9 protein-coding genes and 1 rRNA gene are annotated in these 11,503 nt (G+C 60.5%); 9 read left to right on the top strand and 1 reads right to left on the bottom strand.

The window, feature by feature from the left end; all coding sequences use genetic code 11:
- Window positions 1-179: 179 nt before the first annotated feature.
- The 4 genes from rrf to F3G95_RS11310 all read left to right on the top strand — a co-directional run bounded on the left by rrf (window position 180) and on the right by F3G95_RS11310 (window position 5,262).
- Window positions 180-296: ribosomal RNA gene (rrf, locus tag F3G95_RS11325) — 5S ribosomal RNA — on the top strand.
- A 65-nt stretch (window positions 297-361) separates the two neighbouring features.
- Complete coding sequence (locus F3G95_RS11320) at window positions 362-883, top strand: GNAT family N-acetyltransferase (protein ID WP_149795014.1); 522 nt, start codon at window positions 362-364, stop codon at window positions 881-883.
- A 187-nt stretch (window positions 884-1,070) separates the two neighbouring features.
- Window positions 1,071-3,908 carry a preprotein translocase subunit SecA gene (secA, locus tag F3G95_RS11315; RefSeq protein WP_149795013.1) on the top strand — a complete coding sequence of 946 codons (2,838 nt, stop codon included), beginning with the start codon at window positions 1,071-1,073 and terminating at the stop codon, window positions 3,906-3,908.
- 121 nt (window positions 3,909-4,029) lie between these two features.
- Window positions 4,030-5,262 (top strand): M20 family metallopeptidase, encoded by a 1,233-nt coding sequence (locus F3G95_RS11310; RefSeq protein WP_149795012.1) that lies wholly within the window; start codon window positions 4,030-4,032, stop codon window positions 5,260-5,262.
- Window positions 5,263-5,317: 55 nt separating this feature from the next.
- On the opposite strand, the gene F3G95_RS11305 is transcribed toward F3G95_RS11310, so the two are convergent.
- Window positions 5,318-6,202: a GDSL-type esterase/lipase family protein gene (locus F3G95_RS11305; protein WP_149795011.1), complete on the bottom strand. Its 885-nt coding sequence runs from the start codon at window positions 6,200-6,202 to the stop codon at window positions 5,318-5,320.
- A 168-nt stretch (window positions 6,203-6,370) separates the two neighbouring features.
- Here F3G95_RS11305 and F3G95_RS11300 point away from each other — a divergent pair, with 168 nt between their 5' ends.
- From F3G95_RS11300 to F3G95_RS11280, 5 genes are all read left to right on the top strand, one after another.
- A complete protein-coding gene (locus F3G95_RS11300) occupies window positions 6,371-6,658 on the top strand; it encodes a hypothetical protein (RefSeq protein WP_015564692.1) in 288 nt (95 codons plus the stop codon).
- A gap of 144 nt (window positions 6,659-6,802) precedes the next feature.
- A complete protein-coding gene (locus tag F3G95_RS11295; RefSeq protein ID WP_149795010.1) occupies window positions 6,803-7,954 on the top strand; it encodes a cysteine desulfurase family protein in 1,152 nt (383 codons plus the stop codon).
- 9 nt (window positions 7,955-7,963) lie between these two features.
- Entirely contained in the window at window positions 7,964-9,163 is a 1,200-nt protein-coding gene (thiI, locus tag F3G95_RS11290; protein ID WP_149795009.1) for a tRNA uracil 4-sulfurtransferase ThiI, read from the top strand.
- Window positions 9,164-9,166: 3 nt separating this feature from the next.
- The gene (locus F3G95_RS11285) at window positions 9,167-10,483 is read left to right on the top strand and encodes a competence/damage-inducible protein A (RefSeq protein WP_149795008.1); all 1,317 of its coding nucleotides are present in this window, start codon (window positions 9,167-9,169) and stop codon (window positions 10,481-10,483) included.
- A 27-nt stretch (window positions 10,484-10,510) separates the two neighbouring features.
- Window positions 10,511-11,443, top strand: coding sequence for a CinA family protein (locus F3G95_RS11280; protein ID WP_149795007.1), 933 nt, complete (start codon window positions 10,511-10,513; stop codon window positions 11,441-11,443).
- The last annotated feature ends 60 nt before the right edge of the window (window positions 11,444-11,503 follow it).

Below are 11,503 nucleotides of genomic sequence, written 5' to 3'. Positions count from 1 at the left end.
GTGTAAGTGGAGTGATCCATTCAGCAAGCGTGTACTAATAGGTCGAGGGCTTGACCACAATTCGCTTGAGTATCTCAAGTCAACGAGAAGTAGCAGTGATTATTCAGTTTTGAAGGCACGTCCTTCTAAGAAATACTGGACAAGAGCACAGCAATGTGTTATACTTGGTCAGTCATATGGTCGGTGACGATGACGGTGAGGTTCCACCTGTTCCCATTCCGAACACAGCAGTTAAGCTCACTCGTGCCCAAGATAGTTAGCTGGAAACGGCTTGTGAAAATAGGTAGCCGCCGACTTGAATATGCCGCTCTGAGAGTTCTCAGGGCGGCTTTCTTGTATCCGAGAAAAGAAAGTGGTAAAAATGGAATTATTAAAAATCGAGACGCAGCGCTTGCTGCTGCGCCAGTTTGCCATCGGAGACGCAGAGGACGTTTTTGCGATTTTGTCTGACGAGCAGACGACGCTGGATTGCGGCGGCTACCATGCCTTTGAGGAGATGGATGAGGAGTATGAGCGTTTGATGCAGAAATTTGCAGCTCAGACGCGCTACAGCATTGTGTGCAGAGAGACGGGCCGGGTCATCGGGATGATGTCCATGATGGAAGCAGAGCGGGCTGTGCCGGGGTGGGAGTTTGGTATCGAAATCGCACCGGACGCCCGGAGAAGGGGCTACGCGCGGGAGGCGCTGCAGGCCGTCGTGCAGACCTATTTCGAAAAAACTAACGCTGAGATGTTTACCGGAGGACACTATGCATACAATCTCGCCTCAGGGAAACTGCTGAAAGCAGCGGGCTTCCAATACGAGGGCGTCGAGCACAAAGCCATGCGCCATGCAGTGCTGGGCCCCACAGACCTTGTCTGTTATTCCATGGAAAAGGGATGATACCGGACCATGGTGGGAAAGGTCGAAGGAATTTACAGAAAATTCATTCAATAACCGGCTAAAATTCACCATCTGGTTTGACGGGATGGGGCTTTTGGTGTATCATATATTTATGTGTGAATATTCGTTTTGGGGCAATAAAATGGCCCGGACGTTTGCTATTTTGAAGAATCATGAGGTGTGACCAATGTCCTTAGCTGAAAAACTCTTTGGCAGCTTCTCTGACCGGGAACTGAAAAAGATCAACCCCCTCACCAAACAGGTGCTGGCTCTGGAAGGCAAGTATCAGGCGATGTCTGATGCCGAGCTGCAGGCCCAGACTCCTGCACTGAAGCAGAAGCTGGCCGACGGCAAAACGCTGGATGATATTCTGCCCGATGCCTTCGCTGTCTGCCGCGAGGCCGCATGGCGTGTGCTGGGCATGAAGCATTTCCCGGTGCAGGTCACCGGCGGCATCGCCCTGCACCGGGGCGACATTGCCGAGATGCAGACCGGTGAAGGCAAGACCCTTGTGGCAACGCTGCCTGCCTATCTGAATGCACTGACCGGGGAGGGTGTCCACATCGTCACCGTCAACGATTACCTCGCCAAGCGCGACAGCGAGTGGATGGGCAAGCTTTACCGTTGGCTGGGCCTGTCGGTGGGCTTGATCGTGCAGGGCATGGATGGCGATGCCCGCCGGGAAGCTTATAATGCCGACATTACCTACGGCACCAACAACGAGTTCGGCTTCGACTATCTGCGCGACAACATGGTGACTTATAAAGACAACATGGTGCAGCGCGGCCATGCCTACGCCGTTGTCGATGAGGTGGACTCCATCCTCATCGATGAGGCCCGTACGCCGCTTATCATCTCCGGCCGCGGTGAGGATTCCTCTAGCCTGTATACCCAGGTGGACCGCTTTGTCCGCACTCTGCGCAAGAGCGTCGTGGTCGAGCTGGAAGACAAGGTGGAGACCGACGAGCAGGCTGACGGCGATTACATCGTGGATGAAAAGCACAAGACCTGCACCCTGACGGCTAAGGGCATTAAGAAGGCCGAGGAATATTTCAAAATCGAGAACCTCGCTGCCGCAGAGAATATGACCCTCGCCCACCACATCGACCAGGCCATCAAAGCCTACGGTGTGATGCAGCGCGACATTGATTACGTCGTGAAGGACGGCGAAGTGCTCATCGTCGATGAGTTTACCGGTCGTCTGATGATCGGCCGCCGTTACAACGAGGGCCTCCATCAGGCCATTGAAGCCAAGGAGGGCGTGAAGATCGCCGCCGAGAGCAAGACGCTGGCGACCATCACCTTCCAGAACTACTTCCGTATGTACAAGAAGCTGTCCGGTATGACCGGTACGGCAAAGACGGAGGCCACCGAGTTCACTGAGATCTACGGTCTGAACATCGTTACCGTCCCCACCAACCGCCCTGTCATCCGCAAGGATTACCCGGATGCCATCTACAAGACCATCAACGGCAAATACAATGCCGTCATCAAGCAGGTCATGGAGTGCCACAAGAACGGCCAGCCGGTCCTGGTGGGTACTGTCAGCGTCGAGAAGAGCGAGACTCTCGCCAAGATGCTGCAGAAGTACACCCGCGACTTCAACGTGCTGAACGCCAAGAACCACGAGCGTGAGGCAGAGATCGTCGCACAGGCCGGTAAGAAGGGCGCTATCACCATCGCCACCAACATGGCTGGCCGTGGTACCGATATTATGCTGGGCGGCAACGCCGAGTATATGGCAAAGGCACAGATGCGCAAAGAGCACTTCTGCGAGAAGCTGCTGAACCCCGAAAAGCCTGAGGAGGCTCTGCCCGCAGCCGTGGAGCTGCTGCTCATCGAGGCCGACGGCCATGGTGAGACTACCGACGCCAACATTCTGGCTGTCCGCAAGCGGTTCGAGGAGCTGTATGCTCAGTACAAGCCCCTGACCGAAGCGGAGGCTGAAGAGGTGCGCGCTGCCGGCGGTCTGTTCATCATCGGTACTGAGCGCCACGAGAGCCGCCGTATCGACAACCAGCTGCGCGGCCGTGCAGGCCGTCAGGGCGACCCCGGTGCATCCCGCTTCTATCTGAGCCTCGAGGACGATTTGATGCGTCTGTTCGGCGGCGACCGCGTGCAGAGCCTGATGGGTACTCTGGGCATCGACGAGGACACCCCCATCGAGAACCGGATGATCACCAGCACCATCGAGTCTGCCCAGAAGAAGCTCGAGGGCCGCAACTTCGAGATCCGCAAGAACGTCCTGAAATACGACGACGTCATGAACCAGCAGCGCGAGATCATCTATGGTCAGCGCCGCAAGGTCCTAGACGGCGAGGACATCAGCGCCGAGATGCACAATATGCTGAAGGAGAACATCGAGTCCAGCTGCAAGCAGTTCCTCGCAGGCGATGTGAAGGACGAGTGGGACTTCGGTGCGCTCCGCCGCCACTATCTGGGCTGGCTGACCACCGACGCCGACTTCCACTACACTGTCGCTGACTATGACAGTATCTCTCAGGAGAGCATCGCGGATATGCTGTATCAGCGCGGCATGGACGTCCTGAACGACAAGGAGCAGCGCTACGGCGCACCCCTGATGCGTGAGCTGGAGCGTATCTGCCTGCTCAAGTGTGTAGACCGCCAGTGGATGGACCATATTGATAACATGGACCAGCTGCGTCAGGGCATCGTTCTGCGCGGCTACGGCCAGAAGGACCCCGTCGTCGAGTACCGCATCGAGGGCTTTGACATGTTCGACCAGATGGTCGATTCCATCCGGGAGTCCAGCGTCAAGATGCTGCTGACCATCGAGGTGCGCGAGGCGGGCAAGGCCCCCAAGCGTGAGCAGGTGGCCAAACCCACCGGCGAGGGCTATGTGCCTGGCAACGGCGCACCCGGCGCAAAGGGCGCACCCAAGGGCCAGCCTGTCCGCGTCATCAAGATCGGCCGCAACGACCCCTGCCCCTGCGGCAGCGGCCTGAAGTGGAAAAAGTGTACCTGCGCCAAGTACCACCCTGAAGGAAGCCACACCGAGGGCTGAACATAACACAGCAAAAAGCTCTCCCTCGGGAGGGCTTTTTCTGAATCCGGAAGCAGTTTTCGTAAGCGGGATGCAATGCTTATGAAAACGGCTTCTTATAAAAAAGAAGGAGCGGATGAGTATGAATATCACATCGGAAGAGCTTTTGAAGGAGGCCCGCGCACTGGAGCCGCAGCTGCAGCAGTGGCGTCGGACGCTCCACCGCCACCCGGAGGTGGGCTTCGATCTGCCCCACACGAAGGAGCTGGTCAAAAAGGCGCTGACGGAGATGGGCTATGAGCCGAAAGACTGCGGCAAGGCTGGTGTCATTGCGCTGGCAGGCGGCAAAAAGCCCGGCAAGACCATCCTGCTGCGTGCCGATATGGACGCCCTGCCCATCCCCGAGGACTCGGGTGAAGAGTTCAGCTCGGAAGTCCCCGGCAAGATGCATGGCTGCGGCCACGATATGCATACGGCCATGCTGCTGGGTGCAGCGAAGCTGCTCAAGGCTCACGAGGACGAGTTGGAAGGTACGGTCAAGCTGGAATTCCAGCCTGCCGAAGAAATTTTCCAGGGCTCCCCGGATATGATCGCGGGCGGCCTGCTGGAAGACCCTCATGTGGACGCCGCTGTGATGTTCCATGTGCTGGCCGGAATGCCGCTGCCGGTAGGTACGGTGCTGGTGCCGGGCGGCGGCATCACGATGGCCAGCTGTGAGCAGTACCATATCGTGGTCAAGGGCAAGGGCGGTCACGGCTCTACCCCGGAAAACTGCATCGACCCCATCACGGCTGCGGCTCACATCCACATCGCCCTGCAGGAGATCAACAGCCGGGAACTGAAGCCCGGCGACTTCGGTGTGCTGACCACCGGCCGCTTCGAGGCTGGTGCGGCATCCAATGTCATCCCGGATGTGGCCCAGATGTGGGGGACCATCCGCACCACCGACCCGGAGAATAAGACCGGCGAACTCATTCGAACCCGCATGACCGAGATCGCGCAGGGCGTGGCGGCGGCCTTCCGCTGCACCGCAGAGGTATCCTTCGCCGACTACTGCCCCTGCATGGTGGTGGACAAGCCCCTCGCCGAGAATGCGATGGACTATATGAGCGAGCTGCTGGGGAAGGGCGCTATGGACATGACCGCCCTCACCGGCGGCAAGCCCGGCGGCGGCAGCGAGGATTTCGCCTTCGTGAGCCATGAGGTGCCTACTGTGAGCATGTTCATCGCCGCAGGCGGCCCGGAGCAGGGCTGCTGCTACGGCCAGCACCACCCCAAGGTGCGGTTCGACGACAGCATCCTCTACGAGGGTTCTGCGGCCTTTGGCTGGTTCGCACTCCGCTGGCTGTACGACAACGTCGGCATCGCGTTCTGATATTAAGACAGCAAAAGGCCCTCTCAGCGCCGCTGAGAGGGCCTTTCTATCGCTATCAGGTGTGGGTGCAGAGATAATCCACCCATGCGTCGTACCCGGCGGGCAGCAGATGGTAGCCGTCCGGCTGGGCGTATTCCTCGATGAGGTCGCCGTTCTCATCGGCCAGCGCCTCCCAGAGGTTCAGGAAGGTGCAGCCCTTTTCCAGCGCGATGGCCGAAAGAGCATCGTTTATCTCACAGAGCCGCTCCTTGTAGAGGCCGGGGGACTTTTTGCGCACTTCAGGCCGGACCGGGGTGATGGACTGGACGTAAATTTTCGTGTTGGGCAGTGCCTGCGAGATCATGTCCAGCATCAGCCGGTAATAGGTGAGGAAGCTGGTATAATCACTGTCAGCGGTCAGCACATTGGTACCCAGCAGGATGTAGAGCGCCCGGGGCTGCTGGGAGGCCAGCGCCTCCATCGGGACTTCCTTTTCGCCGTCGGCCCGGCGGCAGGTGGTGTTGTTGACGACGGCATTGGGGCCGACGCCCTTATAAGCGCAGAAGTGCGCGTTGGGCAGGCCGGTGTCGTACAGCTGCATCCCCTGCGTCAGGCTGTCGCCCAAAAAACTCACGTCCGAAAAGCTGCTCCGCTCCACGGCAGGGCTGGCAGGCTGGGCCGCGAGGCGGAAGTCCATCGCGGTCATCCCGTTGTCGAGGGTCTGGACACTCAGGCGTCGGGCCGGGGTGTAGCTGATGGTGTTCCACTCGCTGCCGGTCAGCTCCTGCTGCAGAATGGTGGGGCCTTGGGCCGTATTGGGGGCTGGCTCGCGGTGAAGGCGTTTCCAGAGGACGCCCACAGCGGCCAGAAGCACCAATAGGATGAGCAGCGCAGCGGTGATGAACATCCTGCGCCAGCGCCGGTGAAGGATGCGGCGGCGATATTCCTGATAATCTGCCATAATGTCCTCCTGTGGCGGAATGGGTACTTTCGCCCCTATTATACAGCACAGCCCCGGCCCGTGCAACCCGTGAGGAAAAATTCCCATATTCCGGGGGCCTGCCCTTGCGTTTTCTGTTATAAATATGATATACTAAAGTGAATCAAGTATGATAGGGAGGCTTTCACGATGCCATTTACTCCGAAACTGACTTATAAAGGCAAGCCCCTCGTCCGCAAGGACAATGAGCTGTATTACGGCTGCATGACCGACCCGTATGTGCTTTATCTGCAGATCCAGTCCACCAAGACCGTGGGCGGTGTGGATGTGGCAGACAAGGTCCATCTGCAGCTGCTCTCTACCGATGAGTCCAAGCCCCGTGAGGCCCGCGTGGCACGTCAGACCACCAAGAACGGCCTGTACAATGCACTGGACATCGGCAGCATCTGGCTGCAGAAGGCAAACGAGAACGGCTGAACCCAAACGCGAACCGCAAGCTGCTGAAAGGGACTGCTCCTGCATGGAGCGGCCCCTTTTTTGCTGTGCAAATATTTTGCGTTATGCGGAACTTTGTGGTATACTTATCCTGATATTTTATGCACAAAAGGCAGGAATGAAATTATGCTGCATGATCCGGAACTGCATTATCTGGATAACGCCGCCACCACCATCGTTGCTCCCGAGGTGGCAGACGTGATAGACAAAGCCATGCGGGAGCACTGGGCCAACCCCTCCAGCCTCTATGCCCCCGGCGCACGGAGCGAAGAGGCCCTGAACGCCGCCCGTGCCGCCGTGGCCCGCACCCTGGGCTGCAAGTCGAAGGAGCTGTACTTTACCTCCTGCGGCAGCGAGGGCAATAATCTGGCCCTGCTGGGCGCGGCCCAGACCCGCACCTTCGGCAAGGGCATCGTGGTGTCGGGCTTCGAACACCCCAGCGTCCAGCGCCCGCTGGAACGTCTGGCCGCGCAGGGCTATAATGTCACTGTCGTGAAGCCTCAGGCCGACGGCACACTGGACATCAACAAGATGCTGGATGCCGTGGACAAGAACACCATCCTCGTGGCCTGCATGATGGTCAACAACGAGATAGGCACCCGCAGCGACGTGGAGCGTCTGGCCGCCGAGGTCAAGCGCCGTAACAGCCGCACCATCGTCCATGTGGACGCTGTGCAGGCGTGGATGCGCGTCCCCATCAAGCTGGACAACATCGACACGATGGCGGTCAGCGGCCACAAGATCCACGCGCCCAAGGGCGTCGGTGCGCTCTACCTGAGTGACCGGCTGGTGCAGGCGTTCCAGCCGCCCTATCTGGGCGGTGAGCAGGAGCGCGGCCTCCGCCCCGGCACCGAGAACCTGCCCTATGCGCTGGGCCTTGCCGCCGCGGCCACCCGCCTGGCCGGCAGCATCAAGAGCCGCGACAAGGCTGTGCGGGCCCTCAACGACCGCCTCCGCGCGGGGCTTTCTGTGTTCCCGGAGGTGGAGATCAACAGCCCGGCGGGCGCTGTGCCTGAGGTGCTGAATTTCAGCGAGAACTGCATCAAAAGCGAGACGATGCTGGCCTGGCTGTCCGAAAAGCAGATCTACGTCTCGTCGGCCAGTGCCTGCGGCAGAGGACAGCCCAGCCACACGCTGGCGGCTATGGGCCGTGACCCGCTGGCCATCGACACGGCCATCCGGGTGTCCTTCTGCGCCGACAACACCCCGGAGGATGTGGATGCCTTCCTCGAGCGCTTTGAGGATGGCATGAAGCACTTGCAGAGAATCAAAAAGTAAGGAGTAACGATGAGAGAAGTCATTATGGGCTATCAGGGCGAAATGTCCCTGAAGGGCCTCAACCGCAACCAGTTTGAATCGACGATGATGAAGATCCTGCGCTACCGTCTCAAGACGGTGGGCAAGTTCCGCGTCTACTGCACCCAGTCCACCTTCTACATGGAGCCGGAAGAGGACGACATTGATATGGACCTCGCCTTTGAGCGGGTGAGCAAGGTGTTCGGCCTCGCGGCCCTCAGCCGTGCTGTGGTCTGTGAGAAGGATTTTGACACCATCTGCCAGACCGCCGAGGATTATCTGGGCGACAGCCTTCACGGCATCAAGACCTTCAAGGTCGAGGCCCGCCGTTCCGATAAGACCTTTCCCATGACCAGCCCCGAGCTGATGCGGGAGCTGGGTGCCTATCTGCTGGGCAGGCACAACTACCTGCGGGTGGACGTCAAGAACCCGCAGTTCAAGGTCATCGTGGAGATCCGCGATTACGGTGCGTATATCCATGGCCCCAAAATACAGGGCGAGGGCGGTCTGCCTGTCGGAACCTCCGGCCGCGCCCTCAATATGCTGTCCGGCGGCATCGACAGCCCTGTGGCGGCATACCGGATGGCAAAGCGTGGCCTCGGTCTCGACCACATCCATTTTGCGTCCCCTCCGTATACTTCTGAACGCGCAAAACTGAAAGTTAAGGCTCTGGCCCAGCTTATCACTCCCTATACCGGCAGCACCAACCTCTTTATGGTGCCGTATACCAAGCCCCAGGAGTATATCCGCGATAACGCGCCCGATGTTCTATTCACCGTCCTCATGCGCCGCAGCATGATGCGCATTGCCAACATCATCGCCAGAAAGCAGGGCTGTGAAGCCCTCGTCACCGGCGAGAGCCTGGCACAGGTGGCCAGCCAGACCGTCAAGGCTCTGCAGTGTACCGACGCCGCCCAGGACCTGCCCATCCTCCGTCCCCTCATCGGCATGGACAAGACCGAGATCGTGGAGACGGCCCGCCACATCAACACCTTTGAGACGAGCATCCTGCCCTACGAGGACTGCTGCACCATCTTCACCCCGCCGCACCCGAAGATCCGCCCCGAACTGAGTGAGATCCTCGAAGCCGAGGCCGGGATGCCCGGTCTGGCAGAGCTGGAAGCCGAGGCCGCAGAGGCCACCGAGCGCATCCGCCTGCGTATCACCGACGATGTGGAATTCGAGGGCTGAGCCATGACAGCAGAGATCATCAGTGTGGGTACCGAGCTCCTTCTCGGCAACATCCTCAACACCAACGCCCAGTACCTCAGCCGGGAACTGGCCGATCTGGGCATCACGGTCCAGCGGGAGAGCACCATCGGCGACAACCATGGCCGTCTGGCCGATTTCGTCAACGAGGCTAAGAGCCGCTGCGACTTGCTGGTCTTTACCGGCGGCCTCGGTCCCACGGCAGACGACCTGACCAAGGAGACCGTTGCCGCCTGCTTTGGGGATGAGCTGGCCTTCGATGAGGCCGAGTGGGACAAGATCACCAGCTACTTTGCCCGCACCGGCCGCGAGACGACCCCCAACAACCGCAAACAGGCGATGGTCCCCACCAAGGGCCATAAAATCATCAACAACCACGGCACTGCCCCCGGCGCGTGGTTCGAGCAGGACGGCCACTGCGCCGTCCTCATGCCCGGTGTCCCCCACGAGATGAAGGCCATGTGGACGGAGAGCGTCCGCCCTCTGCTGATGGAGCGCCAGAACTGCACTCTCCACTCCGTCACCCTCCGTGTGCTGGGCGGCGAGAGCGATATTGAGTATAAGGTGCGTGACCTGCTGGAAAATCCGAATCCCACCGCCGCCATCTACTGCAAGACCGGCGAGTGCGAGATCCGCATTACCGCCCGCGCCCGCTCCGACGAGGACGGCGAAAAAATGTGCCGCGCGTATGCCAAAAAGTTCTATGATATGCTGGGCGATGCGGTGTATGATGAGGATGTGGCCGGTCTGGAAGAGACGGTGGTCCACACCCTGCAGGAAAAGGGTCTGACCATCGCCACCGCCGAGAGCTGCACCGGCGGCCTCATTGCACAGCGCCTGACCTCCGTGTCCGGCTCCAGTGAGGTGTTCGGCTATGGATTCGTCACCTACTGGGAGCAGGCCAAGGCAAAGCTCGTGGGCGTGAACCCGGCGGTCATCGAAAAGTACAACGTCGTGTCCGCTCCCGTGGCGGCACAGATGGCTCTGGGCGCGGCAAAGGCTTCGGGCTCTGACATCGCCGTGAGCGTCACCGGCGTGGCCGGCCCCACCGGCGGCGACGAGGTGCGCCCTGTCGGCACCGTCTATCTGGGCGCTGCCCGGGATGGCGTGGCCTGCGTCAAGAAGCTTTTCGTCTCCCGGCCTGACCGTGCGCTGGTGCGCGCCCGGGCCGCACAGGCTGCGCTGGAACTGGCGCTGCGTCTGGCACAGGGCAAAGTCCCTGCCGGGACGCAGGCCCTCACCGCAGCCCAGCAGTCGGACGACGAAGCGCTGGCCGCACTGGATGAGGTGTTCGTCCGGTAAAAATCAAAAATGAGGGGTTGATGGGATTTGGCAGAGGAGACCCGCTGTGTACTGCGCCTGTACGGCGCGCCGCAGGGGCGGCTGGCGGCCGCTGTGGCGCTGTTTGCGCCCCAATGGAGGGCTGAGGCCCAGTGGAAGAGCCGGGGCGCAGAGACGCTGCTGGCTGTCCATGCGGACACGCCCACGGGACTGAAAAAGGCGGCCCAGAGCCTCCGCAGCAGCTTTGGCGCGGACGTATATGGTGCAGGCGATACCAGTCTGGCCGCTGCCGCCGTGCAGGCGCTGGAAGCCCACGATCGTCTGCTGGCCTGCGGCGATGCCGCCGCCGGTGCGCTGCTGGAATCCCGGCTCGAGAAAGTCCCCGGTGCCGAGAAGGTCTACGACTTCGGCACCATGAGCTATGCCGACGCCAAGGTCGGCCCCCAAATCGAAAAGCGCGCCCGGGCCAAGCTCGGCGGGGAAGGGGACAAACCCGACCCTGTCCGTCTGGCCCTCGCCCGGGCGCAGGCGGCCCGCCGCATCGTGGGAACAGAGCTGGCCGTGGCCTGTGCCGAGCGGGAAAGCGACCATGTGCTGGTGCTCAGCACCAAAAAAGGCTGCTGGCTCCGCACCGTCCCCGCCGCAGATAACCCCGGCCTCTGGCTGCTGGATATGGTGCGCCGCGCCGCTGCCGGTCTGCCGCAGGCCGAGGGGACAGGCTTCCTTCCCGCCGGACAGACCAAACAGAGCGATCCTCCGGGCCGTTCGCAGAGCAAGGACCCCACCCCAAAGAAGAAGCATCCTCTCCGCGTTCTGCTGGCGGTGCTGGGGATCCTGGCGCTGGCGGCGTTCGGTGTGGCGTGGTATCTCACGGACGGCGATCTCGCCGCCCTGCCCCAGCGCCTGAAGACCCTGCATCTGCCCGAGTGGGTCACCCTCTGGCAGGCCCATGAGCCGAAGCCCGGTGCAAGACTGATATAAAACACAAAGGGGCCGCTTCCCGGCAGAAATACGGGAAGCGGCCTCTTTTTATACAGCACA

This window comes from Faecalibacterium sp. Marseille-P9312 (assembly GCF_902497445.1).
GTDB classification, from domain to species: Bacteria; Bacillota; Clostridia; order Oscillospirales; family Ruminococcaceae; genus Faecalibacterium; species Faecalibacterium longum.
This window is presented reverse-complemented; position numbering and strand designations above follow the sequence as displayed.